At 71.6% G+C, this 26427-nt stretch carries 27 protein-coding genes; 17 read left to right on the top strand and 10 right to left on the bottom strand.

Annotated features, from left to right (window positions below; genetic code table 11):
- Window position 1 precedes the first annotated feature (1 nt).
- The gene (locus tag F6J84_RS12530) at window positions 2-1474 is read right to left on the bottom strand and encodes a tyrosine-protein kinase domain-containing protein (protein ID WP_150974167.1); all 1473 of its coding nucleotides are present in this window, start codon (window positions 1472-1474) and stop codon (window positions 2-4) included.
- A gap of 207 nt (window positions 1475-1681) precedes the next feature.
- The gene (locus F6J84_RS12525) at window positions 1682-2431 is read right to left on the bottom strand and encodes a GntR family transcriptional regulator (protein ID WP_150974166.1); all 750 of its coding nucleotides are present in this window, start codon (window positions 2429-2431) and stop codon (window positions 1682-1684) included.
- A gap of 194 nt (window positions 2432-2625) precedes the next feature.
- On the opposite strand from F6J84_RS12525, the gene F6J84_RS12520 reads away from it, so the two are divergent.
- The 8 genes from F6J84_RS12520 to F6J84_RS12485 are packed head-to-tail and all read left to right on the top strand — an operon-like array spanning window position 2626 to window position 13269.
- A complete protein-coding gene (locus F6J84_RS12520; protein ID WP_191905664.1) occupies window positions 2626-3708 on the top strand; it encodes a substrate-binding domain-containing protein in 1083 nt (360 codons plus the stop codon).
- 34 nt (window positions 3709-3742) lie between these two features.
- Window positions 3743-5248 carry a sugar ABC transporter ATP-binding protein gene (locus tag F6J84_RS12515; RefSeq protein WP_150974164.1) on the top strand — a complete coding sequence of 502 codons (1506 nt, stop codon included), beginning with the start codon at window positions 3743-3745 and terminating at the stop codon, window positions 5246-5248.
- Window positions 5245-6216: an ABC transporter permease gene (locus F6J84_RS12510; RefSeq protein ID WP_150974163.1), complete on the top strand. Its 972-nt coding sequence runs from the start codon at window positions 5245-5247 to the stop codon at window positions 6214-6216. The genes F6J84_RS12515 and F6J84_RS12510 overlap by 4 nt, the downstream gene beginning before the upstream one ends.
- The gene (locus tag F6J84_RS12505) at window positions 6213-7265 is read left to right on the top strand and encodes an ABC transporter permease (protein ID WP_150974162.1); all 1053 of its coding nucleotides are present in this window, start codon (window positions 6213-6215) and stop codon (window positions 7263-7265) included. The genes F6J84_RS12510 and F6J84_RS12505 overlap by 4 nt, the downstream gene beginning before the upstream one ends.
- Entirely contained in the window at window positions 7258-8130 is an 873-nt protein-coding gene (gene lsrF, locus F6J84_RS12500) for a 3-hydroxy-5-phosphonooxypentane-2,4-dione thiolase (protein ID WP_150974161.1), read from the top strand. Before F6J84_RS12505 ends, lsrF begins: the two co-directional genes overlap by 8 nt.
- A 56-nt stretch (window positions 8131-8186) precedes the next feature.
- Window positions 8187-9839, top strand: a complete 1653-nt coding sequence (locus F6J84_RS12495; RefSeq protein ID WP_150974160.1) for a glycerol-3-phosphate dehydrogenase/oxidase — start codon at window positions 8187-8189, stop codon at window positions 9837-9839.
- A gap of 23 nt (window positions 9840-9862) precedes the next feature.
- On the top strand, window positions 9863-11353 hold the full coding sequence (locus F6J84_RS12490) for an FGGY-family carbohydrate kinase (RefSeq protein ID WP_150974159.1): 1491 nt from the start codon (window positions 9863-9865) through the stop codon (window positions 11351-11353).
- Window positions 11350-13269, top strand: coding sequence for an SDR family NAD(P)-dependent oxidoreductase (locus F6J84_RS12485; protein WP_150974158.1), 1920 nt, complete (start codon window positions 11350-11352; stop codon window positions 13267-13269). Before F6J84_RS12490 ends, F6J84_RS12485 begins: the two co-directional genes overlap by 4 nt.
- A 154-nt stretch (window positions 13270-13423) precedes the next feature.
- On the opposite strand, the gene F6J84_RS12480 is transcribed toward F6J84_RS12485, so the two are convergent.
- Both F6J84_RS12480 and F6J84_RS12475 read right to left on the bottom strand, forming a co-directional pair.
- Window positions 13424-14212, bottom strand: coding sequence for a cytochrome c oxidase assembly protein (locus tag F6J84_RS12480; RefSeq protein ID WP_150974157.1), 789 nt, complete (start codon window positions 14210-14212; stop codon window positions 13424-13426).
- Window positions 14213-14215: 3 nt separating this feature from the next.
- Window positions 14216-14710 (bottom strand): DUF2243 domain-containing protein, encoded by a 495-nt coding sequence (locus F6J84_RS12475; protein ID WP_150974156.1) that lies wholly within the window; start codon window positions 14708-14710, stop codon window positions 14216-14218.
- Window positions 14711-15079: 369 nt separating this feature from the next.
- Between F6J84_RS12475 and F6J84_RS12470 the strand changes: the two genes are divergently transcribed.
- Window positions 15080-15250, top strand: a complete 171-nt coding sequence (locus F6J84_RS12470) for a CsbD family protein (protein ID WP_150894415.1) — start codon at window positions 15080-15082, stop codon at window positions 15248-15250.
- An 86-nt stretch (window positions 15251-15336) separates the two neighbouring features.
- Here F6J84_RS12470 and F6J84_RS15550 read toward each other — a convergent pair whose 3' ends face one another.
- The 3 genes from F6J84_RS15550 to F6J84_RS12460 all read right to left on the bottom strand — a co-directional run bounded on the left by F6J84_RS15550 (window position 15337) and on the right by F6J84_RS12460 (window position 16752).
- Window positions 15337-15498 (bottom strand): hypothetical protein, encoded by a 162-nt coding sequence (locus tag F6J84_RS15550; protein ID WP_191621868.1) that lies wholly within the window; start codon window positions 15496-15498, stop codon window positions 15337-15339.
- A 302-nt stretch (window positions 15499-15800) separates the two neighbouring features.
- Complete coding sequence (locus F6J84_RS12465; RefSeq protein ID WP_150974155.1) at window positions 15801-16166, bottom strand: DUF7882 family protein; 366 nt, start codon at window positions 16164-16166, stop codon at window positions 15801-15803.
- A gap of 100 nt (window positions 16167-16266) precedes the next feature.
- Entirely contained in the window at window positions 16267-16752 is a 486-nt protein-coding gene (locus F6J84_RS12460; protein ID WP_150974154.1) for a MarR family winged helix-turn-helix transcriptional regulator, read from the bottom strand.
- A 176-nt stretch (window positions 16753-16928) separates the two neighbouring features.
- On the opposite strand from F6J84_RS12460, the gene F6J84_RS12455 reads away from it, so the two are divergent.
- Window positions 16929-17258, top strand: coding sequence for a DUF7882 family protein (locus tag F6J84_RS12455; protein WP_150974153.1), 330 nt, complete (start codon window positions 16929-16931; stop codon window positions 17256-17258).
- A 21-nt stretch (window positions 17259-17279) separates the two neighbouring features.
- Here the strand turns inward: F6J84_RS12455 and F6J84_RS12450 are convergent, their stop codons facing one another.
- Both F6J84_RS12450 and F6J84_RS12445 read right to left on the bottom strand, forming a co-directional pair.
- Window positions 17280-18116 (bottom strand): alpha/beta fold hydrolase, encoded by an 837-nt coding sequence (locus tag F6J84_RS12450; protein ID WP_150974152.1) that lies wholly within the window; start codon window positions 18114-18116, stop codon window positions 17280-17282.
- A gap of 69 nt (window positions 18117-18185) precedes the next feature.
- Window positions 18186-18794, bottom strand: coding sequence for an arsenate reductase/protein-tyrosine-phosphatase family protein (locus tag F6J84_RS12445; protein ID WP_150974151.1), 609 nt, complete (start codon window positions 18792-18794; stop codon window positions 18186-18188).
- Window positions 18795-18875: 81 nt separating this feature from the next.
- Between F6J84_RS12445 and F6J84_RS12440 the strand changes: the two genes are divergently transcribed.
- The 5 genes from F6J84_RS12440 (at window position 18876) to F6J84_RS12420 (ending at window position 24087) form a co-directional block, all read left to right on the top strand.
- Entirely contained in the window at window positions 18876-19913 is a 1038-nt protein-coding gene (locus F6J84_RS12440) for a CPBP family intramembrane glutamic endopeptidase (RefSeq protein ID WP_150974150.1), read from the top strand.
- Between the two features lie 115 nt (window positions 19914-20028).
- On the top strand, window positions 20029-21180 hold the full coding sequence (locus tag F6J84_RS12435) for a glycosyltransferase family protein (RefSeq protein WP_238702488.1): 1152 nt from the start codon (window positions 20029-20031) through the stop codon (window positions 21178-21180).
- The gene (locus tag F6J84_RS12430; RefSeq protein WP_150974149.1) at window positions 21177-22250 is read left to right on the top strand and encodes a glycosyltransferase family 4 protein; all 1074 of its coding nucleotides are present in this window, start codon (window positions 21177-21179) and stop codon (window positions 22248-22250) included. The genes F6J84_RS12435 and F6J84_RS12430 overlap by 4 nt, the downstream gene beginning before the upstream one ends.
- Window positions 22247-23254, top strand: a complete 1008-nt coding sequence (locus F6J84_RS12425; RefSeq protein ID WP_150974148.1) for a glycosyltransferase — start codon at window positions 22247-22249, stop codon at window positions 23252-23254. The genes F6J84_RS12430 and F6J84_RS12425 overlap by 4 nt, the downstream gene beginning before the upstream one ends.
- A complete protein-coding gene (locus F6J84_RS12420; protein ID WP_150974147.1) occupies window positions 23251-24087 on the top strand; it encodes a glycosyltransferase family 2 protein in 837 nt (278 codons plus the stop codon). Before F6J84_RS12425 ends, F6J84_RS12420 begins: the two co-directional genes overlap by 4 nt.
- A gap of 12 nt (window positions 24088-24099) precedes the next feature.
- On the opposite strand, the gene F6J84_RS12415 is transcribed toward F6J84_RS12420, so the two are convergent.
- On the bottom strand, window positions 24100-25179 hold the full coding sequence (locus F6J84_RS12415) for an aromatic acid exporter family protein (RefSeq protein ID WP_150974146.1): 1080 nt from the start codon (window positions 25177-25179) through the stop codon (window positions 24100-24102).
- 292 nt (window positions 25180-25471) lie between these two features.
- On the opposite strand from F6J84_RS12415, the gene rplM reads away from it, so the two are divergent.
- Window positions 25472-25918: a 50S ribosomal protein L13 gene (gene rplM, locus F6J84_RS12410; RefSeq protein WP_150974145.1), complete on the top strand. Its 447-nt coding sequence runs from the start codon at window positions 25472-25474 to the stop codon at window positions 25916-25918.
- A gap of 26 nt (window positions 25919-25944) precedes the next feature.
- On the top strand, window positions 25945-26424 hold the full coding sequence (gene rpsI, locus F6J84_RS12405; protein ID WP_150894438.1) for a 30S ribosomal protein S9: 480 nt from the start codon (window positions 25945-25947) through the stop codon (window positions 26422-26424).
- Window positions 26425-26427: the final 3 nt, after the last annotated feature.

Raw genomic sequence — 26427 nt, 5'->3', positions numbered from 1 at the left:
ATCAGGGAACGGCGGTGGGCACGTCCTGCGAAGTCTGAGGGTGAGCGTCCCCGCCGCGACGCTTCTTGCGTGCTGTGGGAGCGGGCTTCGGGGGAGCGGCTGTCACCGAGGTGTAGGCGCCGTACCCGCCGTAACCGTAGCCATAGCCGTAGCCGTACGCATCCGCACCCCGGGTGGGCACCATGGCCAGGATGATGCCGGCGACCTTCGCGTCGACGGTCTCGAGCGCGGTGAGTGCGCCCTCGAACTGGCCGGACGTCGTGCGCCCGGCCGCGACCACCACGAGCGCTCCGCTCGTCACGCGGGCGAGCACCGCCGCATCCGTCACCGGAAGAAGCGGGGGAGCATCGAGCAGGACGACATCGAAGTCGCGGCTGATGGCCTCGAGCAGCTGCGCCATCTGCTTCGACCCGAGCAGCTCGCTCGGGTTCGGCGGCACCTTGCCCGCCGGCAGCACGAACAGCGGACGCTTGCCCCACGGGAGCATCACATCGCCGACCTTCGCCCGGCCGATCAGCACGTCGGTGAGACCCGCGCCGCCCTCGATGCCGAGGTACTCGGCCACCTTGGGCTTGCGCAGGTCGGTGTCGATGAGCGCGACGCGCTTACCCGCATCCGCCAGCGCGATCGCGAGGTTCACGGTCGTCGTCGACTTGCCCTCGCTCGGGATGCTGGAGGTGACGACGAAGCTGTGCCCGCCGTCCATCTCGATGAACTGCAGGTTCGTGCGGAGGGCGCGGAACGCCTCGGAGCGCGGGTTGTGCGGGTCGGCGTGCAGGATGAGCGGACGCTCCTGCGCCTTCGGGTCGAACGGGATCGCACCGAGGATCGGACGATCGGTGAGGTTGTTGATGTCGCGGGCGCTGCGCACCTTCGTGTCGAGCACCGTGCGAAGCACCGCGAAGCCGATGCCGAGCGCGAGACCGACCAGGGTGCCGAGGGCGAGGTTGAGCGGGACGTTCGGGCTGACCGGCACGTTCGTGGGCAGGGCGTCCTGCACGCGCGTCAGCTTGACCGGGCTGAGCTCCTGGCCGGCCGGCGTCTCGATGTCCTCGACGGCGGTCGTGAGACTCGCGCCCAGCGCGTTCGCGATGTCGGCGGCGAGCACCGGGTCGGGATCCGTGACCGTGATGCCGATCAGCGTCGTGTTCAGCGGCGCGGATGCGGACACCTGCTTCGCGAGCTCACCCGCGGTCATGTCGAGGTCGAGCTCGTCGAGCACGGGGTTGATCACGATCGGCGTCGTCACGAGGTTGACGTACGTCGTCACCCGCTGCTGCGTGAACGCCGAGCCCTGCTGCAGCTCCTGCACGGATCCGCTCGTCTGCGTCGAGACGAACACGCGGCTCTCCGCCTCATAGAGAGGGGTGCGCGTGAGCGAGTAGGCCGCCGCGGCTCCCAGGCCCACCAGCGTCACGACGACGATGACGAGCCAGTTCTTCCGCAGGACACGGATGTAGTCGCTGAGCTCCATGACGCCTCTCGGATATGGGGGTATCTCGCCTAATCCTGCCACAGGCGGTATGACGTGCAGGGAAGGTGTGCGGAGGAGCCCTGGGGTGAGCTCGCCTGTCGCCTCCACGCGGGGGCAGGAACCGGTCGACTCGCCAAGAAGTGCGGATGCCGGCCCCGCTGTACCCGCAGTTCTTGGCGAGTCGACCGGAAAAGAGGGGGGCGGGGGTCAGCGGATGCCGACGTAGAAGCGGGACTCGTCGCTGCGGTGCAGGGCGTGGTAGCGCTCGAAGGGCACGCCGTCGGAGTCCCAGGCGACCGACTCGATCGACAGCACCGGCTGGCCGGGGCCCAGCTCCAGCAGCCCCGCATCCTCGGGTGTCGGCACGACCGCGCTGATCCAGCGGTCCGCGCCGCTCGGCTCCACCCCGAAGTGCCGGCGCAGGTGCTCGTACAGCGAGCGGTTCTCGAGGTTCGCGCGGCCGAGCGTGGGGAAGCGGTCGTGCGGCAGCACGGTGTCGACCAGCAGCCAGGGCGTGCCGTCCACGTGCCGGAGGCGCCGGAGCCGCACGACGGGGCTCCCCTCGGGGATGCGGAGGGCCTCGGCATCCTCGGCATCCGCCGTGCCCAGCTCGAAGTCGAGCACGCGGGTCGTGACGCTCCGCCCGGTCGTGGACAGGTCGTCCGAGGAACCGGTCATCGACCCGATGAACTTCAGATCCGGACGCTGCGGGGACACGAACGATCCGCGGGCACGCACCTTGTAGATGAGACCGGCGCGAACGAGTTCGGCGAGGGCCTCACGCACCACCGTGCGGGAGACGCCGTAGCGATCGATGAGCTCCGATTCCGAGGGGAGAGCCTGATCGGCGCGCAGAAGGCCCGCCTCGATCTCGTCGCGGAGAACACGCGCCAGCTGCTGCCACAGCGGTGCGTCCGCCTCGCGGTCGAGAGCGACGTGCGTCGCGGGTGTCGGCATGGACGGCCTCCTTTGGTCCGGCGCGCGCGGTGCTCAGAGCGTATCAACGCGCAATTGACAGCACCGACGCCGGTCCCTATGTTAGTCACAACCAACTCGTCATGACAGGTTGGTTGTAACAGGTTGACAGACCTGGCGCCCGAACGCACAGCGCTCGTCACCTCGCGACGAAGCGAAACCAGGAGGCAATGACAATGAAGTTCCCGAACATCCGCCGCACGGCGACCGCGGTCACCGCTGCCGCCGCCGCGGTCCTGCTGCTCGCCGGTTGTGCCGGTGGCAGCGACGCCGGCACCGCTGACGGCACCGAGCCGGAAGGGCTGAAGATCGCCCTGTCCAACGGCTTCGTCAACGGATGGCGCCTGACCCTCATCGACAAGTTCGAGACCGAGGCCGAGAAGCTCAAGGACGAAGGCATCGTCTCGGAGTACTCCGTCGTCAACGCTCCGGGCGAGAACAGCGCCACCGAGCAGGCGTCCCAGATCCGCAGCCTCATGCTGCAGAACCCCGACGTGCTCATGGTCATCCCGGCCTCCTCGAGCGCGCTCAAGCCGGTCATCGAAGAGGCCTGCACCGCGGGCATCAACGTGATCATCCTGGACGCCGAGATGGAGACCAGCTGCGGCACGGTCGTCCGTAACGAGTACGGCCAGTGGGGTGCCGACTCGCTCGAGCCCGCTCTCGAGGCCATCGGCGGCGCCGGCAACATCGTCATCAACCGCGGCGTCATCGGCTCGCAGCCGGAGGAGGCCTTCCACAACCGGCAGCTGGAGATCCTCGCGGACTACCCGGACGTGAACGTCGTCGCCGAGGTCAACGGCTTCTGCGACTCCGCCACCGCGCAGAAGGAGCTCGTCGGCATCCTGGGCTCGCTGCCCGAGGTCGCCGCGGTCCCCGGCTGCATCGGCGGCATGGGCGTCGTGCAGGCATTCGAGTCCGCCGGCCGTGAGGCCCCCGTCGTCGTCTTCGACACCGACGGCAAGTCGCTCAGCTTCTGGAAGGAAAGCGGCATCTCGAACGGTTCGTTCGCTGCGCTGACCGACCCGGGCCAGGTCGTCGCCGCCCTCTACGTCGCCCTCGCCAAGGAGCGCGGTGAAGAGGTCCCCGCCGACGTCGTGCTGCCCCTCGTGAAGATCAGCCAGGACGAGCTCGACTACTGGGTCGCCGAGCTGAACGCGGACGAGTACGCGTCCATCGCCTGGGACGACGCATCCATCGAGGCCGCGCTCAAGGCGCTGGCCGACGGCGAGAAGGTGCAGGCTCCGGCGGTCTCCTGACCGCCCGGCCGACCGGTTCGAAGGAGAACACCCGATGACATCCGTGACGCAGAGCTCGAACTCTGCCACCCCCCGAGCGACCGACGTCGTGCTGACCGCGACGGACGTGTCCAAGCGGTACGGCAACACGAGGGCACTCGCGGGAATCGACGTCACCGTCGCCGCGGGGGAGATCCTCGGACTGGTCGGCCACAACGGCGCCGGTAAGAGCACCCTGATGCGGGTGCTCGCCGGTCGCGAACAGCCCGACACCGGGCGCGTCACCTGGCGCGGCGGCGACGCGTGGAACCAGCGCGCCGCCGCCGACGCCGGGGTGCGCATGATCTACCAGGAGCTCGCGCTCTGCCCCGACCTCACCGTCGCGGAGAACATCGCGCTCTCCGACCGCTCCGCGCGCGGGTGGGGCTGGCGCCGCACCGCCGAGAAGCACGTCGCCGAGACGCTCGACGAGGTGTTCCCCGGCCACGGCATCGGCATCGTCCGCCGCACGAGCAACCTCACCATGGCCCAGCGTCAGATGGTGGAGATCGCCCGTGCCCTGTGCACGCCGAACCTCGCCATGCTCATCCTCGACGAGCCGACCGAGTCCCTCAGCGTCGACGCCACGCGTCAGCTCTACACGCACCTGCGCCGCCTCACCGCGTCGGGCGTGAGCATGGTGCTCATCTCGCACCGGATGCAGGAGGTGCTCGCCAACGCCGACCGCATCGCCGTGATGAAGGACGGCCGCATCGTCGACACCGTCGCGGCATCCGCCACCTCAGAGGAAGCGCTGCTGGCGACCATGGGCGGCGAGGTGCATGCCGACACCGCCACCATCCGCCGCGTCACGAACGCCGACGGCGCCCCCGTCGACATCCGCAACGACGGGCTCGTCGCGCGCATCGAGAACGAGGGCTCCGTGCCCTTCACGGTGCAGCCGGGCGAGATCATCGGACTCGCCGGCCTCGCCGGACACGGCCAGGACACGCTGCTGCGCCGCCTCTGGGCCGGTGGCCGCGGCGTGACCGTCGCGAAGCGCCGCGCGTACGTGCCCGGCGACCGCCAGACCAGCGGCATCTTCCCGCTCTGGAGCGTCGCGGAGAACCTGACCGTGTCGGCATCCCGACAGCTGTCCCGCGGCGGTGTCATCCGCTCGGCGGCCAAGCGCGCCCTCGCCGCGCAGTGGGTGGAGCGCCTCAACGTCAAGGGCGGCGCCCGCGCCCCCATCACCTCGCTCTCCGGCGGTAACCAGCAGAAGGTGCTCGTCGCGCGCGCGTTTGCCACGGATGCCTCCCTCGTGCTGCTCGACGACCCGTTCCGCGGCGTCGACGTCGCCACCAAGAACGAGCTGTACGCGCTCATGCGCGTCGAGGCCGCCCGCGGCCGCTCGGTCGTCTGGTACTCCACCGAGAACGGGGAGATGGCCCACTGCGACCGCGTGTACGTGTTCCGCTCCGGCCGCATCGTCTCGGAGCTCGCCGGCGACGAGATCGCCGAAGACCGCATCATCGCCGACTCGTTCGGCAGCGACGCCCCCACTGAGGAGGACGCTCGATGAGCACCGCCACCGTCTCTTATCCCACCGCCGGGCAGCGGGCCCGCGCGAGCGCCTCGAACGGCTCGCCGGCACTGCTCTCGCTCGTCGCCCTGGTCGCGATCTTCGCGATCACCGCGACCCTGCAGCCCGGCATCCTGAGCGTTCCCGGCCTCACCCTCATGCTCATGTCGTCGGTGCCGCTCGTGCTGGCGGCCCAGGCGCAGATGATCATCATGAGCGTCGGCGACATCGACCTGAGCGTCGGCTACCTCGTCGGCCTCGTCACCGTCATCGCCGCCACCCTCTTCATCGACGCGCCGCTGCTCGCGCTCGGCACGATCGTCGGGATCGTCGCGATCTACGCCGTCATCGCCTACGTGGTGCAGCGCCGCGGAGTGCCCTCCATCATCCTGACCCTCGGGATGTCGTTCGTCTGGCTCGGCATCGGCCTGCAGATCCGGCCCACCCCGGGCGGGGCGACCCCGGACTGGCTGTCGGTCATCTCCACCTGGCGTCCGACCTGGTTCCCGGCGCCGGTCATCTTCATCATCGCCGCGACGCTGCTCGGCTGGTACGTCACCCGCCGTGCCCGCATGGGCACCCGGATGCGGGCACTCGGCTCGCAGGCCCCCACGCTCGAGAAGGCCGGGGTGTCGCTGGCCGGCACCCGCATCACCGCCTACGTGATCGCCGCCGTCTTCATGATCCTCGCGGGGCTCATGCTCGCCTCGCAGACCTGGTCCGGCGACATCAACGCCGCCAGCGAATACACGCTCATGACGATCGCCGCGGTGATCCTCGGCGGCGGCACCTTCTCCGGTGGCCGGGCCCTGCCCATCGGCGCCACGCTCGGCGCGGTCACCCTGGGGCTCATCACGGTGCTCCTCAGCCTCATCAACCTTCCTTCCAGCCTGCAGTCGGCGGCGCAGGGCGTCATCGTCATCGCCGTGCTGGCCGGACGCATCATCACGGAGAGGTTCGCCCGATGAACGCCCTCGACAACAGCGCCACCCGCGCCCGCCGCGGTTTCGTCTGGCCCGCCTGGGGCTGGTCGCTCATCGGCGTGCTCGCCGTCTGGGCCGTCATCATCTCGGTGCGCCCCGGCGCCCCGCTCGACCCGCTCACCCAGGCGCTCTCGCTCGCCCCGTTCCTCGTGCTCGTGGCGCTCGGGCAGATGATCGTGATCACCCTCGGACCCGGCAACATCGACGTCTCGGTCGGCACGATCATCTCGATGACGTCGTACATCTCGGTCGCCGTGGGTGCCACGGCGGGTCCCGTGGCGGGGCTCCTCGCCGCCGCGGGCGCAGGTGTCGCCGCGGGGCTCATCAGCGTCGCCGCCATCCTGCTCCTGCGCGTGCCGCCGATCATCGCCACCCTCGCCACGAGCCTCATCGTCACCAGCGCCACCCTGCTGCTGGCGGATGCGGCCCGCGGCTCGGCCGACCCGGCCCTGCGCTCCTTCGTCAACGCGAAGGTGCTCGGCATCCCGGCGATCGCCCTGCTGGTCGTCCTCGTCACCGTCGTGATCTGGTTCGTGCTGAAGCACACCCGGCTCGGACTCTCGATCATCGCCGTCGGTCAGAGCGACCGCGCCGCCGAGCGGGCCGGCATCAAGGTGGCCGGCGTCACCGCCACCGCCTACCTGCTCAGCGCCGGGTTCGCCGGTCTCGTCGGGGGCCTGCTGGCCGCGTTCATCTCGCCCAGCACCGTGCTCGGCACGTCGTACATGCTCGACTCCATCGCGGTCGTCGTCATCGGCGGGACGCTCATCTCCGGCGGACGCCCGGTACCCGCGGGCGCGTGGACCGGTGCGCTCTTCTTCGTGCTCCTCTCCGGTCTGCTGAACCTCGTCGGCTGGTCCGTCGGTGCGCAGAACGTGCTCAAGGGCGTGCTCGTCGTCCTCGTCGTGATCATCGCCTCGGCCTCCACCGGCACGGGCCGGGCCACCATCCGGCGCCTGCGCGCCTCACTCTCCCCGGGCTCGTCCCGGGCGGTCCCCACCACCACAGAAAAGAAGGAGTCCCTTCATGGCTGACCTCGACGACCTCCGCGACGGAACCGACTTCTCGGGGGCCAGCGCTCCCTCCGCCGGTTTCCACCTGAAGGGGCAGTCGGGCCAGGACTGGGGCATGCGCGCGCGTCTGTCGCGCGTGTTCGACCCGGCCGACGGCAAGACCCTCATGCTGGCCTTCGACCACGGTTACTTCCAGGGCCCCACCTCGGGTCTCGAGAACCTCGAGCGGTCCATCCTGCCGCTGGTCCCGCAGGCCGACGCGCTCATGTGCACCCGCGGTGCCCTGCGCACCACCATCCCGGCCGAGAACGGCAAGGGCATCGTGCTGCGCGCCTCCGGCGGCCCCAGCGTCCTCAAGGAGCTCTCGGACGAGGAGATCGCGGTCTCGATCGACGACGCCGTGCGCCTGGATGCGGCCGCCCTCGCGGTGCAGGTGTTCATCGGCGGTGACAACGAGACCAAGTCGGTCAAGAACCTCACCACGCTCGTCGACCAGGGTCAGCGCACCGGCATCCCGGTGCTCGCGGTGACCGCGGTCGGCCGCGACATGGTGCGCGACGCGCGCTACTTCCGCCTCGCGACCCGCATCAGCGCCGAGCTCGGCGCCGCGTTCGTGAAGACATACTACGTCGAGGACGGCTTCGAGACGGTCACCAGCTCCTGCCCCGTGCCGATCGTCATCGCCGGTGGCAAGAAGGTCGAGGAGAAGGAGGCCCTGCGCATCTCCTACCAGGCCATCCAGGAGGGCGCGGCCGGCGTCGACATGGGCCGGAACGTGTTCCAGTCCGAGCACCCCGCGGCCATGCTCTCCGCCATCCGCGGCGTCGTGCACGACGGGCTCACCCCCGCCGAGGCCTACGAGCTCTTCCAGTCCCTCTCCCACTGAACCGGTCTTGCGGGCGCCCCGGACGGGGCGCCCGCAAGCGTGAAGGACCACAGCACATGCCCCGTCTCAACACTTACAGTGCGCCGCGTTCGGCGGATGTCGTCGTCATCGGCGCCGGCATCAACGGCCTCGCCATCACGCGTGAAGCCGCCGCCCGTGGCCTTCACGTCGTCATGATCGACCGCGACGACATCGCCGCCCGCACCTCGGCGATCTCGACCCGCCTCATCCACGGCGGGCTCAAGTACCTGCCGCGGATGGAGATCCCGCTCGTCTTCGAGTCGATCCGGGAGCGGAACATCCTGCTGACCACGGCGCCCCACCTCGTGCTGCCGTACCCCATGCTCATCCCCTTCGCCCGGTGGAACAAGACCCCCGGCTGGCTGATGTCGTGCGGCCTGATCGTGCACGACGTGCTCGCCATCGGCAAGAAGCTGCCGCTGAACCGCATCGTGTTCTCCGGCCGGCTCAAGCGCGACTGGCCCTCCGTCGCCAAGGCCGGCGTCAAGTGGGGCGGTCTCTTCCAGGACGCCCACGTGCCGGTGACCGAGCGCTTCGCGACCGAGATCGCGATCGACGCGGACCGGCACGGCGCCACCATCCTGACCCACACCCCCGTCGTCTCGCTGCTGCGCGAGGGTGGCCGCGTCGCGGGCGTCGTCTACCGCGACCGCGTCACGGGCGAGGAGCGGGAACTCCGCGCCCCGGTGGTGGTCAACGCCGCCGGCCCGTGGGTGGACAGCGTCCTCGACCTCGCCGGCCCCCACGCCCGCAAGATCGGCCCCACCAAGGGCAGCCACCTCGTCGTGGACTCCTTCCCGGGCGCCCCCGACACCTGCATCTTCTTCGATTCGCCCCAGGACGGCCGGCCGATGTTCGTGCTGCCCTGGTGGGACGGCCGGTTCATGATCGGCACGACCGATCTGCCCTATGACGGCTCGATCGAGGACATCGCGATCGACGAGGACGAGGTCGCCTACCTGCTGCACTCGGTGAACACGATCATCCCGGAGGCGGGGCTTGCTCCCGCGGACGTGCTCTGGTCGTACTCCGGCGTGCGCCCGCTGCCCTACGTCGCCGATCTGAAGGACCCGTCCTCGGTCAGCCGAGACAGCGAGATCATCGTCCACGACGGCGATGCGTCCGGGCTCATGACGATCATCGGCGGCAAGTACACGACGCACCGCGCGCTCGGCGAGCAGACCCTGCGCAAGATCGAGAAGGCGCTCGGGATGCCGCGCGAGGCCTCGCCGACCCGAGAGGCACGGTTCCCCGGGGCGCCCGCCGAGACCGTGGGCCGCTTCCGCGCCGAGTTCATCGCCCGCAGCGCCCTGCCCGAGCGCAGCGCCGCCCGTCTCGCCGACGTGTACGGCGCCCTCGCCCGGCCGATCGAGATGCTCGCCGCATCCGATCCCGCCCTCGCCGAGGTCATCGACGAGGAGTCCGGCGCGATCGCCGCCGAGGTGCTGCACGCCGTCCGCGAGGAGGGCGCCGTCACCCTCGAGGACGTCCTGCTGCGGCGCACCGTGATCGCCCTCGGCAGCGACGTGGGCCTCGCCGCCGCGCCGCGCGCGGCCGCGGTGCTCGTCACCTACGCCGGATGGACCCCCGAGCAGGCGGATGCCGAACTCGCGCGATACCGTGATTCGGTTCGCCGCTTCATGCCGCGAGCGCTACGAGCAGGGACCGCTCCGAGCGGAATGCTCTGAGCGCGGAAGAAGGACGACGCACCATGAAGACCTGTGTCATCGGCATCGATGTCGGGCTGACCTCGGCCAAGGCCGCCGCTTTCGACGAACGCGGCGACGAGATCCGCACCGTCTCCGCACCGAACCCCCGGGTGGCGGTGTCGCGCGAGCGGCAGGAGATCGACATGGACGCCCTGTGGGACGTGGTCGCGGACGTGCTCCGCGACCTCACCGCGGAGCTCCTGCGCGAGGGGTGGACGATCGGTGCGATCGCCGCGACCGGCCACGGCAACGGGCTCTACCTCGTCGATGACGAGCTGCGTCCGGTGCGCCCCGCGATCGCCTCGACCGACAGCCGCGCGGAGGGCGTCGTCGCCGCCCTCGACCCCGCGCACGTCGAGCGGGTGCGCCTGCTCACCGGATCGATGCCGTGGGCGGCGCAGCCCGGTGTGCTGCTGCGGTGGCTGCACGACAACGAGCCGGAGACGCTGGCGAAGGCCCGGTGGGCCCTCACCTGCAAGGACTGGCTCACGGTGTGCCTCACGGGTGCGCCCAGCGCCGACTACTCCGACGCATCCGGATGCGGCCTGGTCAACCTCAGCGCCCGCGCCTACGAGCCCGCGGTCCTCGATCTGCTCGGCCTCCCGCAGGAGGACGCCCGGCTGTTCCCCGCCCTCCGCGGCTCGGACGAGATCGTCGGCGCGGTGACGGCCGCCGCATCCGAGCGCACCGGCGTCCCGGCCGGGACCCCGGTCGCGGCCGGCTGCATGGACTGCGTCGCCAGTGCCCTCGGGGCCGGTGCCACCGCCCTCGGTGACGTCACCGTGATCGTCGGCACCTGGGCGATCAACAGCGTCGTCGTGCCCGCCGATACCGTGCCCCCGCGCGTGACGCTGAACGCCCTGCTGCCGGACGAGAACGCCATGCTCGCGATGGAGGTCGCCCCGACATCCGCCGCCAGCATCGAGTGGGCGGCCGGTCTCCTCGGCGCGAGCGCCACCATCCCGGTCACTCCGCGCGATCTGCTGGAGGCGGGCCAGGACGCCCCGCCGCTCGCCGACGGACTGCTGTTCCTGCCCTTCATCCACGGCGCGCCCGAGCACCTCGGGGCATCCGGCACGTTCCTCGGGATCAAGGACAGTCACGGTTACGCGCACGTCGCCCGCGCGGTGGCGGAGGGCATCACCCAGTACCACCGGGTGCAGCTCGGGAAGGTGCGCTCGAGCGGCGCCGCCGTCTCGGACGGCCCCTGGACCCTCGCCGGCGGCGGAGCGAAGAACCCCGTCTGGGCGCAGATGTTCGCCGACATCGTCGGGCATCCGATGCGCCGCCAGCTCGGCACCGAGCTGGGCGCCCGCGGCGTCTCGTCGCTGGCCGCCCACGGCGTGGGCATGGTCACCGACGCCTGGAACACCGAGCCCGACCCGCGACTGGTGGTCGCGCCGGGGGAGGCCGCGGCGGACTACCGCACGCAGGCCGCGACATTCGACCGCGTCCTCACCGCGATGCGGGGAGTCTGGGAGGCCTGCGCATGACCGATCACCGGAACGCCGTCGACGAGATCGTGCGGGTCAGCCGCGCGCTCGGCGCCGACCCCGCCTTCGTCCTGCACGGCGGCGGCAACACCTCCATCAAGACGACCGGCACCGACGTGACCGGCGCCACTGTCGAGCTGGTCCTCGTCAAGGGCAGCGGCTGGAACCTCGGCACGATCGAGGCCGCCGGGTTCGCCCCGCTGCGCCGCGACCGCCTGCACGAGCTGCTGCAGCTCGAGCACCTCGACGATGCCACGATGGTTAATGAGCTGCGCCAGGCCTCCCTGGACGCGGGCGCACCCACCGCATCCATCGAGGCCCTGCTGCACGCCTACCTGCCCGGACGCGTCGTGCTGCACTCGCACGCCGACGCGATCGTGTCGCTCACCAACCGCGACGTGCCGGATGCCGACATCGCCGGCATCCTCGGCGAGGGCGTGCTCGTGCTGCCCTACGTCATGCCGGGCTTCCCGCTCGCCCGGCTCATCGCCGGGACCGATGTGACCGGCGTCGACGCGGTCGTCCTGCGCAACCACGGCCTGTTCACCTTCGGGGACGACGCGGATGCGACGCTCGCCCGCCACCGCGAACTCGTCGCGCGCGCCGCGGACGCGGCCGGGGTGACCGCCTGGGGCGACCCGGGGGAGAGCGTGCAACGCTGCGGTGATGCGGAGACCATCGCGGAGCTGCGTTCGGCCGTGTCCGCCTGCGCCGGGCGGCCGATGCTCGTGCGCCAGTCCGCATCCGCCCGCGGTCTCGCCTTCGCCCGGCGCGACGACCTCGAGACCGTCACCGGCCGCGGCACCGCGACCCCCGAGCACGTCCTCTACACGAAGCGCTCCCCGCTCGTCGGGACGGATGTCGCCGCGTACGCCGAGCGGTACCGCGCGTACGTCGCGGCGCACCGGTCGCGGAGTGCGACCGGGATCACGGAGCTCGACCCGGCGCCGCGGGTCGTGTTCGACCGCGACCTCGGCTTCCTCGTAGCCGGCGAGTCGGTGTCCGCCCTGCGGGTCACCAGCGACGTCGCGCTGCACACCATGGACGTCATCGATGCCGCCGACCGGCTCGGCGGCTACCGCTCGCTCGACGAGGGCGACACGTTCGACATCGAGTACTGGTCGCTCGAGCAGGCGAAGCTCGCCGGACGCACGCGCAAGCCCCTGACCGGCGAGGTCGCGATCGTGACCGGCGCCGCATCCGGGATCGGCCGCGCCGTGGCCGAGCAGCTCGCCGCCGACGGCGCCGCCGTGATCGGGATCGACCTCTCCGAGGCGGTGCGCACGGTCGTCCCCGGGGACGCCTGGCGTGGCGTCGTGGGCGACGTGAGCGACCCGGCCGTCCTCGCCACCGCCGTGGATCTCGCGGTGCGGGACTTCGGCGGCATCGACATGGTCGTGATCGCGGCCGGGATCTTCCCGCCCAGCCAGCCGATCGCCGAACTCGACGACGAGGTGTGGGACCGCGCGTTCCGCGTGAACGTGACCGCGGCGGCGCGGCTGCTGCGCGCCGTGCACCCGTTCCTGCGCCGCGCACCCCGCGGCGGGCGCGTCGTGCTGGTCTCGACCAAGAACGTCGTGGCCCCCGGTCCCGGGGTGGCCGCGTACTCCGCGAGCAAGACCGCCGCGGCCCAGCTCGCGCGCGTCGCCGCCCTGGAATGGGCGGGTGACGGCATCCGGGTGAACCAGGTGGAGCCGGATGCGGTGTTCGACACCGCGATCTGGACGCCCGAACTGCTCGCCGCGCGCGCTGCGAACTACGGGCTCACGGTGGAGGAGTACCGCACCCGCAACCTGCTGCAGGTGGAGGTGCGCAGCGCCACGGTGGCCGAGGCCGTGGTGGCGTTCTGCGAGTCGTTCCCCGCGACGACCGGAGCACACCTGAGCGTGGACGGCGGCAACGACCGCGTGATCTGAGGCTGCGGGTCGGGCGGCTTCTCTCTCCCGCGAGACTGCACGCACACCACGAGACGGACGTAACCAGCCGCTGTTTCGTGCTGGCTATGCAGTCTCGCGGGAAGGGGATGCCGCGGCGCGGGGCAGACGGTCGGGCAGGGGCGGGGCGGGTGGGTCAGGCGGGGCGCGGGGCCGCGGAGCGGCGGAGGGCGCGACCGGCCTCGCGGTACCACTGCGCGCACAGGACGGCGACGATGACCGCGTCGACGAGATCCCCGGCCGTGAACATCAGCATCGCGCCGGCCTCGGCATCCGCCGCCCGCACGCCCATGGGTGGATCCGAGTAGATCACCTTCGTGAGGATCCCGTGCGCCGCGAGGACCAGCACGAGCACCGCGGCGCGCATCGGGTAGCCCGCCCGGTGCGGGGCGGGGTCCACCGGGACGAGGGAGACCGTGAAGAGGTACCCGGCCAGCAGGAGATGGGTCATCACGAACAGGTGCACCCACGCGCTCCGCTGCATCGCCTCGAACAGCGGCGTCGTGTAGAGCACCCAGAGACCGCCGACGTTCAGCACCGCCGCGACCGCCGGTGTCGTGAGGATACGGGCCGGGATGCTGCGCAGCATCCCGGACAGCCGTCGCGCGGGGACGAGCGGAAGAGACCGGAGCGCGAGCGTGACGGGCGCGGCGAGGACGAGGAAGACGGGCGCGACCATCCCGACCAGCAGGTGCGCCCAGGTGTGGGCGACGAAGTCCCCGTGGGACGCTGCGGCGAGCGGACCCACGAACCCGGAGGCAGCGGCGGCGATCCCCGCGACCCACAGCGCACTGCGCCACCACGGCCACGCCCGCCCGCGGTGCCGCTGCAATCCCACGCCGATCGCGTACGCGAGCAGCGCGAAGCCGAACGGCGTCGCCAGGTATACCTCGGCGGAGACGGCGGAGGAGTCGTGACCGTGCACGGGTCAGCCCGCGGACGCCGGCGCGCGCCGGGTGCGGACCGTCAGCACGATCCCGGCCACCACGAGAGCCGCGGCCACGACGTTCCAGATCACGTCGTAGACGATCAGGTCGGGCACGTAGCGGATCTGATGGATGCCGAGCAGCTTGTGCTGGATGGTGCCGTCGTAGAGCTGGAATGCGCCGGCGCCCAGCAGTACGCCGCCCCACCAGCGCGGCCACCGCAGCGGTCCGCGGCGGCGCAGGTCTGCGAGGAGGAAGAGGCCGCCGATCGTCGCGAGCCAGCTGACGGCGTGGAAGACGCCATCCGAGACGAGTCCGAGTGCGGGCGTGCCGCGGTCGTAGAAATGGTGCCAGTGCAGGATCTGGTGGAACACCGCCTCGTCCAGGAACGCGACGAGACCGACGCCGAACAGGATGCCGGACCACAGGGTGCGGGTCGACAGGTCGGCACGTGGGGCGGTCTGCCTCTCTGTTCCGGCGAGGTCACCCGTTGTCATGCGCTCTCCCTTCTCGGCGCGACCGATCGGCGTGCCCGGCCCGTTGGTCGAGCCTGCCGGGAGGTCCCGCATCCGCGCAGGTCCTTGACACGGCCCGCGCGGCGCGCTCGCCCGCCCGCGCCCCCGCGCCATCCATCCCCGCGAGACTGCACGCACAGCACGAGACGGACGTAACCAGCCGCTGTTTCGTGCCGCCTATGCAGTCTCGCGGGAAAAGAAGGGGGGGGCGGGGGAGGGGAGGGACAGGGGAGGGGGGGCTACCCCCATCGGGGCGGAAACGCCAGCCCCCCGGGCGCAACGAGGTCGAGATGTAACGTGAATGCACCGCAGGGGGCTTCGGCCCCGTTGATCGCTAAAGAAGGGGGTTCTATGGGACTCGACGACAAGATCAAGAACGCTGCCGAAGACCTGTCCGGCAAGGCGAAGGAGTCCACCGGCAAAGCCACGGACAACGAGCGCCTCGAGGCGGAGGGCCAGGGCGAACAGACCCGGGCCAGCCTCAAGAAGGCCGGAGAGAACGTCAAGGACGCGTTCAAGTAAACCGTCCACTCACGACCAGGCCCCCGGAAGCGCATCGCTTCCGGGGGCCTCCTCGTGTGCGGGGCGATCACCCCACCGGCCGGGGATCAGCCTCCGGACGGGTTGTCGACCGGCATGCCCTGATCGTCCGTGGTGTCGGGCAGATCCGGGTTGCCGGAGTCGTCGGGGGCGCCCCCGGATGCGGTGTCCGCTTCCTCGTCCGCGCCCGGGTCGCCGTGGGTGTTGTGGGTCGATTCGTCGTGCGTCATCTCGTCACCTCTCTGCCATGGGGCGTGCGGGGCATGCGCGCCTGACCGGCGACGTTACGGCCCTGCTCGATCGATCTGGAAGGGGTTGACGGCGCCGGAGAGCCCGGTGAACCCGGCGCCGCTGCGGCAGAGCGGCCGGCATCCCGCCGCCTGGGGGCGAGTCGGCGGCGGGATGCCGGACGAGGGGCGGTCCGTACAGACCGAGTGCAGGGCGGGACGGGGCCCGATGAGACCGTCTCGGGCGCGGGCGGCGTGCCGCCTCCCGCGCGGTCGGTGAGCGCGGGCTCCGGTGCAGGCCGAGGTCAGGCCGCGAACCGCGGCCGCGGGGTGCGGCCGGTCGGGGCGGGCGAGGCGACGACGGCGGGGATGCGCGCGTCCAGATCGATCGTGAGTCCGGCCGACGAATTGGCCTCGTTCGCCATCTCCTTGAGCAGGTCCGGGTTCAACTGCTCCGGCTCGTTCGTCTGGAAGACGAAGCGCAGCGGGATCGCCGGCTGCAGCCACAGCGTGGTGCGCCCCCCGGCGCCGCCGGCGGGGGAGTGCGCCCAGGACACCGTGAAGCTCTCGCCGCGGCGGAGCTTGGTGGCCGCGACGACTTTGAGGTGGGCGAGGACGGGATCGGGGATGAGGATCGGGTCGGCGGTGTTGCCGTAGTAGAGGTTTCCCATGTCGATCTCGCTCTCCGGGGGGATGGTCGGTGTCAGGGACAAGCTAGCCCTAATTAGCTAGCTCGTCTAGCTACCTTTTCCTGCCGGTGCGGAGAGTTGATCAGCGTGCACTGATGGCGGTGAGCACGTCCTGCAGGAAGTCGGCGATGACGGCGGAATCCTCCGGGGACAGGCGGGCGGCGAGAGCGCGCAGTCGCGAGGTGAGCGGATCGACGTGGTCGGCGTGGATGCTGTCGTCCATGGGGGTGACGAGCTTCTTGCGGCGGTCCGTCGGGTGAGGGGAAACCGTCGCGATGCCGGCGCGGCTGAGGCGATCGACGATGGCGGTCACCGCCGGGGGTGTCAGGTGGAGCCGTGCGGCGATGAACGACGGCGTGATCTCCGAGCCACGTGCCGTCTCCTCCAGGATCAGCCGGATGACGGCGCGGTCCGCGTCGCTGAAACCGGAGGGGGAGCTGCGCTGGCGCACCAGCTGGGCGTCGACGAGGCGGAGCTGCTCGACCAGCCGAGCCACGCGCTCGGGTCGGTCCGGGTCGCCCTCCGTGGGTGCCTGTGCGCTGTCGATGGGATGTGCGGCGCTGGTCATGGTGCCCTTCGTCGTCCCTCGCTGCGAGCGCGGCTGCCGAGCGCAGATGAGGAATGGATGAGAACTAGGAAGTTCACTATCGAAATGTTAAACCATGAACTAACCTGGCGACAGGCCCACATCAGGGCCGAGAAGAGAACGATCCCCACCGGGATCGCTGACGGAAGGTCTGCGCGATGGGCAGTTTGTACTACGGATCCGACCCCGAGCCGATCGAGATGCCCGACCGTCTGCTCGCACACGTCAAGGTCGTGATCGCCACGAAACTGCGTCGTGGCGAGAGCTTCACTCTCTCCTGGAGGCACACGACTGACGCGCCCGCGGGACGGAGCACGCTCTGGCTGCACCCGGCGATTCCGCTGCGCATCGTCTTCGACGACGCGGAGCCGGAGGTTCTGGATCCGCGCTGGCTGCAGGAGCTGGCCGTCAGCGCGAGCTCGACCGGCGGTCTGAGTGTGTCGCTGGAGGCCGAGGCGGACGCCGTCCGCCTCCCGCAGGCCACCTGAGGCCGGGCACGACACAGCCGGTCACCGGGCGAGGAAGCTCAGCAGGATCTCGTTGAACGCGTCCGCATGGCTCACGTTGAGCCCGTGCGGACCTCCCGGGATGACCGCCAGCTCGCTGCCCGCGATGGCGCGGTGCGTGCGAGCCCCCGATCCCTCGAGCGGTACGATCCCGTCGCTGTCGCCGTGCAGCACGAGCACGGGCACGTCGATGCGGGCGAGGTCCTGCCGGAAGTCCGTCGTGCCCCAGGCGTGCATGGCCGCCAGAGCGGCGTGGTGATCCGCGTCGCCGGTCATGGCGAGCGCCTGCCGGCGCTGCTCCTCGGTGACCTTCAGCACGCCGTCCGCCGAGAAGAAGTCCCGCGTGAACTGGTCGTAGAACCCCTCCTCGTCGGTACGGAGGGCCTTCTCCATGGCGGCGGCCGCCTCATCCGTGAGCGGGCCCTCGGGGTTGTCGTCGCTGTGGCGCAGATACGGCGTGACGGCGGCGGCGAAGACGACGCTGCGGATGCGGTCGCTCCCGTGCCGGGAGAGGTAACGGGCGACCTCGCCTCCGCCCATCGAGAAGCCGACCAGGGTCACGTCCCGGAGATCCAGCTCCGCGAGCACCGCGGCGAGATCATCCGCGAAGGTGTCGTAGTCGTACCCGGTGCGCGGTTTGCTGCTGCGCCCGAAGCCGCGCCGGTCGTAGGTGACGACGCGGTAGCCGGCCCCGGCGAGCGGCGGAGCCTGCTCCGACCAGGATTCGCCGGAGAGCGGCCAGCCGTGGATGAGGACCACGGGCCGCCCCGGACCGCCCGTGTCGTCGGCGTGGAGTTCGACGTTCTTCAACAGTCCGTGATGCGCGGTGATCTCGCTCATGCCCCCATTGTGCGGACGGCCCCCTCCCCGGGCGCCAGGGGTTGACGCGGCCACTGCGGGTGGGGAGGCTCAGTGGGCAGTGGGCGGGTCCGTCGCGAGAGTCAGGATGCGGACCACCTCGCCGAGGGCCGGCATCATCTCAGCGGCCATCTGCTCGTACACCGCCCAGGAGCGGCGGTAGGGATCGACGACGTCGTCCTCGCCGGGCTCGGCGGGGGGATCGAGTTCCCCGCGGACCCCGGTCAGGTGCGTCAGCAGGGCGGCCAGACGCGCGGCCGGGTCGCTGCCGGCGGCGTCCGCGATCCGCCTCGCCTCCTCATCCGGCACGTGCTGCGCCAGGCGCGCGAGTTCGCGGACGGTGAACGTGCGGCGCACCTGGGCAGGGGTGAGCTCCACCACGGCGCGCCGATGCTCGCGCGTCATCGCGAGGATCAGATCGGGCTCGACGAGATGGGACTCGTTCAGCCAGCGGGCCCGGTGGCCGGAGATGAGCTCCTCCGGCACCCCGTACTGGCGGGCCAGCTGCTGTGCCTCGGGCGTCATCGGGTCGTCGATCAGCGCGCGCACGCCGGCGCTGGCGACTCGGACCCCGCGGGCACCCAGCTCGTCCTGCAGGATGACCTCCGCGAACGGCGAGCGGCAGATGTTCCCGGTGCAGACCGTGAGGACGGTGATCATGGGCTTCCTCGTCGCGATGGTGTGGTCGGCGTAGACGGCGGAGGGCGGAGCCGCCCCGCACCGCCCGGTAACGTGGGCGCCGTGAGCGAGTCTATCGATCGGCGTGGCGAGCACCCCTCCGAGACGCCTCCCGTCGGGGACGTGCCGGATGCGGCGGGCGACGGGCCCGGGCGCTCGTCGCGCTTCTCGCGGTCGGAGTCCGGCGAGTGGGTCGCCGAGCGCACCGGCGTCGAGCCGTTCAGCGCAGGGGTGGGCGCCGCGCTCGCCGCGGGCGGCGGGACCGGCACGCTCGTGACCGGACCGCTCGACGCGGCGGACACGCTCGCCGTGCCCGACGATGCCGAGGAGCGGGAGCGACGCCGGCGACGCCGGCCGCGAGCACCCCGGATGTGGCTGCAGGGCGGCACGTCCACGCAGCCCTGGGGATGGATGCTGGTGGGCTGGGCACTGATCTCGCTCGGGGCGGGTGTGCTGGTCGCGACCATCGTCCGGGAGCTCGTCGGCGGGACGCTCGGCGGATGGATCGCCACCGTCATCCTGTGGGCGGCGATGATCGTGCCCGTCGTGCTCGCCTTCGCCCGCTCCGTGCCGCGCGGCCTCATGCGCTTCCGCGCCACCGACGTGCTCTTCGGCCTCGTCTTCGGAGTGGTTCTGCGGTTCGTGGCGGGCGGCCTCGAGCAGGCCGCATCCGGTCGCGCCGCCTGGCCGGCATACCCCACGGTGGACGGACGCCTCTCCGGGGACTGGTGGTTCACCGACCTCGCCGTGCCGGTCGTGGTGGCCCCGGCGATCGAGGAGTTCTTCTTCCACGCGCTGCTCCTCGTGGCGCTGTACACCGCGTTCCGCAGGCTGACCCGCCAGCGCGTCGTCGCCGGCTTCGGCGCGGCGCTGGTGAGCACCGGGCTCTTCGTGCTGCTGCACGAACTCACCGGCTCGCTCGGCGTCACGTGGCCCTCCGCGACCACGATCGGCCTGGTCGGCCTGGTCGGCTCGGTGCTGGTCCTGCTCACCGGACGCATCTGGGGCGCGGTGCTCACCCACGTCGTCTTCAACGCCACGTTCGTGCTGCTCGCCCTGGTCGGAACCCTCACGGGTGTCGGCGGGGGCGCCCTCTCCTGACGCTGCGCGACGCGGGCCCTCGCCTACCGAGCCACGCCGCCGCTGTCAAGAGACGCGGGGCCCGTTCTCTCTCGGAGGAGGATTCTCCAATCCCACCAGGAGAGAGGAGACGCCTGTGCCGCTCGACCAGCTGGCGACCGTCGACGCCGCCGGGCCCGGAGCGGAACCTGCCGCCCGCACCATCCGCGTCGCCACGGTGCCCGCGTCCCACGTGTACGTGCGGCACCTCGACCCCGTGCACCCGCTCAGCGGGCTGCCCCGCATCGATCGGTTGCCCGACCCCGATCCGGACGACCCGCGCCGTTCCACCGTCTCCACCTGGTGGCCGCCGGTCATGCTGCAGCCGGAGTGGGTGCGCGAGCACGCGGACGAGTTCGACGTCTTCCACCTGCAGTTCGGCTTCGACGCCCGGACCCCCGCGGAACTGGCCGAGCTCGCCGCCGCGCTGCGGGAGGCAGGCCGCCCGTTCGTGTACACGGTGCACGACCTCCGCAACCCGCACCACGAGACCCGGGAGGCGCACGACGCCCAGCTGGACGTGCTGATCCCCGCCGCGGACGCCCTGATCACCCTCACGCCGGGAGCGGCCGAGGAGATCCGACGGCGGTGGGGCCGGGTCGCGCACGTCCTCCCGCATCCGCACGTCGTGGACACCGAGCGGATGCGGGCCGCGCGCGCACGCCGGGAGGCGGAGCCGGTCCACCCGGACCGCCCGTTCCGGGTGGGGGTGCACGTGAAGAGCCTGCGACCCAGCATGAACCCGCTCCCCGTCCTCCGCGTCCTCACCGACGCCGTCGCGGACATCCCCGGTGGGGTGCTGCAGGTCAACGGTCATCGTGACGTGCTGGAGCCCGGCGGCGCGAAGTTCGACCCGGCGCTCGCCGACTACCTCCGCGCGCAGGAGCGTCGCGGCCGGATCGACCTGCGCGTGCACGACTTCCTCCCGGACGACGAGCTGTGGGAGTACCTCGAGTCCCTCGACGTCTCGGTGCTGCCGTACCGGTTCGGGACGCATTCCGGGTGGCTGGAAGCGTGCCGCGACCTGGGGACCGCGGTCATCGCGCCCGACTGCGGGTACTACCGCGAGCAGGGACCGGTCCTGGAGTACCGCAATCACGAGGGCGGAGTGGATGCCGCGTCGTTGCACGCGGCGGTGCGGCAGGCCCTCGCCCTGGGCCGGCCACGTCCGGCACCGGGCGAGGAGCGCATCCGGGAGCGGCAGCTCGTCGCGTCCGCGCACGCACATCTCTACCGGAGTCTGATGTGAGTCTCCGGATCTGCCTGATCGCCTCCAGCAGGTTCCCCGTCGCCGAGCCGTTCGCCGGAGGGCTCGAGGCACACACGCACACGCTGGCCGGTGCCCTCCTCGCGCGCGGGCACCGCGTGTCGATCTACGCGGCGCCCGGCTCGGACCCCGCCCTGAACGTGCAGACGCTGGACGTCGCCCCGTACGTCCCCACCGGGGCGGCGAGGCGCGACGTCGCAGCGCCGCCGGATGCCTGGATGCAGGAGCACCACGCCTACCTCTCGCTGATGCTCGACCTGCAGCGCACGGGGCGCGACCGCTTCGACCTCGTGCACAACAACAGCCTCCACCACCTGCCGATCGCGATGGCGGCGGCCCTCGACGTGCCCATGGTCACGACGCTGCACACCCCGCCGACGCCGTGGCTGGAATCCGCCCTACGGCTCTCGGCCCGCGCCTCCGCCTTCGTCGCGGTCAGCTCCGCCACCGCGGCGGAGTGGGCGCAGACCGTGGCGCCCGCGGTCATCCGCAACGGCGTCGATGTGGAGCGGTGGCTTCCGGGACCGGGCGGGACGGACGCGGTCTGGTTCGGTCGGATGGTGCCGGAGAAGGGCCCGCACCTCGCGATCGAAGCGGCCCGGCGCGCGGGCGCGCCGCTCGTGCTGGCCGGTCCCCTCCACGACCCGGAGTACTTCCGCCGGGAGATCGCCCCCCGCCTCGGCGACGGGATCCGGTACGCCGGGCACTTGGACAGCGAGCAGTTGATCCACCTGGTCGGCCGGTCCGCCGTGGCGCTGGTCACCCCGCGCTGGGAGGAGCCGTACGGGCTGGTCGCGGCCGAGGCGATGGCCTGCGGAACCCCGGTGGCAGCGTTCGCCCGCGGCGGACTCGTCGAGCTCGTCGGCGAGGAGGGCGGCCGGCTCTGCACGCCGGACGATCCGGATGCGCTCGCCGACGCCATGCGCGCGGCCGTTCGGCTGCCGCGCAGCGGGGTCCGTGAGCTGGCGGAACGGCACCTCTCGCTCGCGGCCATGGTCGACGGGTACGAGCGGGTGTACCGGGCCCTCGTGGACACCCCCGTCGCAGCGTGATCGGCTACTACGTCCATCACCACGGTCGCGGGCACCTCGTGCGCGCGCAGGCCGTGGTCGCGCATCTGGCGGAGCCGGTCACGGTCTTCTCGTCCCTCCCGCGGCCGGACGGGTGGGCGGCGGAATGGGTCGTGCTCCCCCTCGACACGGCCGAGGCCGTGACCGGACAGACGGCGTACGGGCGGCTGCACTGGGTGCCGACCGGGGTGCCGGGGCTGCGCGATCGGATGGCGGCCGTCGCCCGGTGGATCGCCAGGACGGCACCGACCGTGTTCGTCGTCGACGTGTCGGTCGAGATCGCTCTGCTCGCGCGCCTGCACGGCGTGCCGGTGGTCACGTTCGCGCTTCCCGGGGAACGGGAGGACGCGGCGCACCGGCTCGGCTACGACATCTCCGACGCGATCGTCGCGACCTGGCCGGCGGCGGCGGGGGAGTGCCTGACCGGGCTGTCCGCATCGGCGGCGCGGCGGGTGCACCACGTGGGCGGGCTGTCGCGCTACGACCCCTCCGCCGCGACGGTTCCCTCGGCCGGCGGCTCCGGGCACCGGCACGCGGTCGTCCTCACCGGAGCGGGCGGCGACGGGTTCACCGCCGAGCTCGTGCGATCGGCGGTGCAGAAGACCCCGGGGTGGCGGATCAGCCATCTCGGCGGCGGCTCCGGCCGGTGGGTGGACGACCCGTGGGACCTCCTGCGCAGCGCCGACGTCGTCGTCGTCCACGCCGGTCAGAACGCGATCGCGGATGTCGCGGCGGCACGGCGACCCGCGATCGTCGTCCCTCAGCAGCGGCCGCACGGGGAGCAGTCCGCGACCGCACGCGTCCTCGCCGGCGGGCGGTGGCCGGTGATCGTCGTGGACGATCCGCCGGAGGGTTCGTGGGCGACGCTCCTGGAGCGGGCGGCGGGGCTGGACGGCGATACCTGGTCGGGATGGGTGGACGGTGCGGCGGCCCCGCGGACCGCGCAGATCATCGCGGATGTCGCGGGCGGACGGCTGCCGGCATGAGTCGCGTGGCGCTCATCACGATCGCCCGGGGCAGGCATGCGCACTGGCTGCGGCAGAGCGACGCGGTCCGGCGGTCCGAGCGCGCACCCGACGACCGCATCCTGGTCACGATGGGCGACTCCGAGCTGGCCGAGCTGGCCCGCGCCGACCCGTCCGGGGTGCACGTCGTGGAGCTTCCCGGAGCGGCGCCGGAGCTCCCGCTCGCGCGGGCGCGGAACGCCGGGGCGGAGGCGGCGCTCGCCCGCGGCGCGGACGTGCTCGTCTTCCTCGACGTGGACTGCCTTCCGGTGCCCGGGCTCCTGGGCGCCTATGCGGACGCGGCGGCGATGCCCGCTGTCGGGGCGAGGCTCCTGTGCGGGCCGGTCACTTACCTGGAGCCGCCCCCCGCGACCGGGTACGCGCTCGATCAGCTGCCCGACTCCCCGCATCCGGCGCGTCCCGCACCGGCGCCGGGGGAGGTGCTCCTCGGCGATGACCCCGACCTGTTCTGGTCGCTGTCGTTCGCGCTCACCGCGGAGAGCTGGCGGAGGATCGGCGGGTTCTGCGAGGAGTACATCGGCTATGGCGGCGAGGACACCGACTTCGGGCACACCGCCCGGGATCGCGGTGTGGGGATGGCGTGGGTGGGGTCCGCTCGTGCGCATCATCAGCACCACGAGGTCGAGGACCCGCCGCTGCGGCATCTGGACGCCATCCTGCGCAACGGCGCGCTGTTCGCGGAGCGCTGGGGCCGGTGGCCGATGGCCGGCTGGCTCGATGCCTTCGCCGACCGGGGCCTCGTGGAACGCACGTCCGACGGCGGCTACCGGCGGGTCGGCGCGCCGCCCGGGTGAGGCCGCCTCGGATCACACGAAGGGCCGGGAGGCGTCGATGATGCGGCGGATGCAGCGCGCGGCGGTGAGCTCCTCGGCGACTCCGGACGGCGCCGCATCCGGACGCTCGTCGAGCGCGTGCAGGTACTCCGACAGTGCGGTGTGGGCGGCATCCAGGCGTTCCGCTCCACCGTCGGCCCCCACCGGCGTCGCGACGAGTTCGGCGGCGCCACGGATGGCCCGGGCGAGCAGCTCGCGCACGGTCCCGCTCACGGCGGGGTCGGCCTGGTCGGTCTGCTCGATGAGCACGTCGGCGAGGTCCCGCGCGAAGAAGGCGGTCCGCTCGAGCGCGCGCATGCGCTGGGTGTTCCGATCCTGGTCTTCGCGGTGCCGGCGCCCGCGCGGGTTCCCGCGTCGGCTCCGGTCGCCCTCGCGCACCTCCACGGCCACCTGGCCCACCGTGGCGGACAACTCCTCCATCGCCTGCTGGAGCTCGTCCGCGTCGATCGACCCGCCGGCGACCGCATCCGCCATCTCGCACATACGAGCGGCCACCTCGTCCCGGAGCGCGGAGAGGCGGACGCTCGCGCGCTGCACGTACAGGGGCGGGAAGACGAGCAGGTTCACGGTGATCCCCACCACGACGCCGAAGGCCATCGTCACGAGATAGGACGAGGAGAATCCGTCCGCGTCGCGGCCGCCCAGCAGTAGCACGAACAGGCCGGCCATGGCGATCCACTCCCGCCCCGCCCCGAGCGCGCGGATGCCGCCGAGCGCCACCCCGACACCGACGACGAGACCCACCGCGACGACCCCTGGGCCGCCGAGGGCGACCACGGTGATGCCCCCGAACCCCAGGGCGATGCCCATCGCGAGGCCGAGGAGGGTCTGCGCGCCGGAGCGCGCGGAATCCGCCAGTGTCGAGTACGTGCTCACCAGTACGCCGAGCGGTGCGTAATAGGAGTAGTCCGCGTCGGCGAACGGCACCCACGGGGCCAGGTACCAGGCGATGGCCGCCGCGACCGCGGTCTTGGCCGCGAGCACCAACCGGTCGAGGTCCGCCACGTCGCCGCCCGCCGAGCGCACCACGCCGCTCACTGCGCGTACGCGCATCCTGCTCCGCCTCTCTTCCCGCCCGGGCCCGACCGTACAAGCCCGCCCGGACCCGGCCCGGGGCCCTTGACGGGACCGGCGTGCACAGGCACCGGTCGGCCTCGGGGAGGGATCGGGGAGAATGGGGGATGAGGAGTGAGCGTGCTAAGCTGACTCTTTGGTGCCGTGTCCCTGCTGACACGGACCGCGAACGTGAGCCCTCCACTGGCGTCTTGCGACGGGATCCCCCGGCGCAACCACCCCGGAGTGGGATTCACGAACCTCTCCGTTCGATCAAGAAAGCAGCACTACTGTGACGCGCACTTTCACCCCCAAGGCTGGCGAGATCCAGCGCGAGTGGCTGGTCATCGACGCGACCGACGTCGTCCTCGGACGTCTCGCCTCGCACGTGGCCGTCCTCCTCCGCGGCAAGCACAAGGCCACCTTCGCCAACCACGTCGACAGCGGCGACTTCGTCGTCGTCGTCAACGCCGGCAAGGTCGCTCTGACCGGGCAGAAGCTCGAGCAGAAGAAGGCCTACCGTCACTCGGGCTACCCGGGTGGCCTCAAGTCGGTGACGTACTCGGAGCTTCTCGAGAAGAACCCGGTCCGTGCCGTGGAGAAGGCCGTCCGCGGCATGCTCCCCAAGAACAGCCTGGGTCGCCAGCAGCTGACGAAGCTGAAGGTCTACGCCGGCAGCGAGCACCCGCACGCGGCGCAGCAGCCCAAGGTCTACACCTTCGACCAGGTCGCCCAGTAAGCGCCGAAAAGGATAAGGACACTCCCGTGGCGAACATCGAAGAAACCACCAACTACTCCACCGAGACGCCGGCCGACCTCGACGACGTAGCCGTCGCCGCCGAGCGCCCCGTGCTCTCGGTCCCCGGCGCAGCCGTCGGTCGCCGCAAGCAGGCCATCGCCCGCGTGCGTCTGATCCCGGGCTCGGGCACCATCACGGTCAACGGCCGGGCGTTCGAGGACTACTTCCCGAACAAGCTGCACCAGCAGCTGATCACCGACCCGTTCACGGTGCTGAACCTCACCGGCGCGTACGACGTCATCGCCCGCATCTCCGGTGGCGGCGACTCGGGTCAGGCCGGCGCGCTGCGCCTCGGCATCGCCCGCGCGCTGAACCAGATCGATGAGGAGAACAACCGCCCGACCCTCAAGAAGGCCGGCTTCCTCTCGCGCGACGCCCGCGTCATCGAGCGCAAGAAGGCCGGTCTCAAGAAGGCCCGCAAGGCTCCTCAGTACTCGAAGCGCTGACAC

It is taken from the genome of Microbacterium caowuchunii, assembly GCF_008727755.1.
Lineage (GTDB): Bacteria > Actinomycetota > Actinomycetes > Actinomycetales > Microbacteriaceae > Microbacterium > Microbacterium caowuchunii.
This window is presented reverse-complemented; position numbering and strand designations above follow the sequence as displayed.

Excerpts from the sequence above, each read along its gene's own strand:
- F6J84_RS12460 (WP_150974154.1), bottom strand. The coding sequence starts at position 16,752 with ATGACCAGCGCCGCACATCCCATCGACAGCGCACAGGCACCCACGGAG.
- F6J84_RS12515 (WP_150974164.1), top strand. The coding sequence starts at position 3,743 with ATGACATCCGTGACGCAGAGCTCGAACTCTGCCACCCCCCGAGCGACC.
- F6J84_RS12455 (WP_150974153.1), top strand. The coding sequence starts at position 16,929 with ATGGGCAGTTTGTACTACGGATCCGACCCCGAGCCGATCGAGATGCCC.
- F6J84_RS12450 (WP_150974152.1), bottom strand. The coding sequence starts at position 18,116 with ATGAGCGAGATCACCGCGCATCACGGACTGTTGAAGAACGTCGAACTC.
- F6J84_RS12415 (WP_150974146.1), bottom strand. The coding sequence starts at position 25,179 with ATGCGCGTACGCGCAGTGAGCGGCGTGGTGCGCTCGGCGGGCGGCGAC.
- F6J84_RS12465 (WP_150974155.1), bottom strand. The coding sequence starts at position 16,166 with ATGGGAAACCTCTACTACGGCAACACCGCCGACCCGATCCTCATCCCC.
- F6J84_RS12445 (WP_150974151.1), bottom strand. The coding sequence starts at position 18,794 with ATGATCACCGTCCTCACGGTCTGCACCGGGAACATCTGCCGCTCGCCG.
- F6J84_RS15550 (WP_191621868.1), bottom strand. The coding sequence starts at position 15,498 with ATGACGCACGACGAATCGACCCACAACACCCACGGCGACCCGGGCGCG.
- F6J84_RS12420 (WP_150974147.1), top strand. The coding sequence starts at position 23,251 with ATGAGTCGCGTGGCGCTCATCACGATCGCCCGGGGCAGGCATGCGCAC.
- lsrF (WP_150974161.1), top strand. The coding sequence starts at position 7,258 with ATGGCTGACCTCGACGACCTCCGCGACGGAACCGACTTCTCGGGGGCC.
- F6J84_RS12470 (WP_150894415.1), top strand. The coding sequence starts at position 15,080 with ATGGGACTCGACGACAAGATCAAGAACGCTGCCGAAGACCTGTCCGGC.
- F6J84_RS12485 (WP_150974158.1), top strand. The coding sequence starts at position 11,350 with ATGACCGATCACCGGAACGCCGTCGACGAGATCGTGCGGGTCAGCCGC.
- F6J84_RS12510 (WP_150974163.1), top strand. The coding sequence starts at position 5,245 with ATGAGCACCGCCACCGTCTCTTATCCCACCGCCGGGCAGCGGGCCCGC.
- F6J84_RS12490 (WP_150974159.1), top strand. The coding sequence starts at position 9,863 with ATGAAGACCTGTGTCATCGGCATCGATGTCGGGCTGACCTCGGCCAAG.
- F6J84_RS12475 (WP_150974156.1), bottom strand. The coding sequence starts at position 14,710 with ATGACAACGGGTGACCTCGCCGGAACAGAGAGGCAGACCGCCCCACGT.
- F6J84_RS12495 (WP_150974160.1), top strand. The coding sequence starts at position 8,187 with ATGCCCCGTCTCAACACTTACAGTGCGCCGCGTTCGGCGGATGTCGTC.
- F6J84_RS12530 (WP_150974167.1), bottom strand. The coding sequence starts at position 1,474 with ATGGAGCTCAGCGACTACATCCGTGTCCTGCGGAAGAACTGGCTCGTC.
- F6J84_RS12505 (WP_150974162.1), top strand. The coding sequence starts at position 6,213 with ATGAACGCCCTCGACAACAGCGCCACCCGCGCCCGCCGCGGTTTCGTC.
- F6J84_RS12525 (WP_150974166.1), bottom strand. The coding sequence starts at position 2,431 with ATGCCGACACCCGCGACGCACGTCGCTCTCGACCGCGAGGCGGACGCA.
- F6J84_RS12520 (WP_191905664.1), top strand. The coding sequence starts at position 2,626 with ATGAAGTTCCCGAACATCCGCCGCACGGCGACCGCGGTCACCGCTGCC.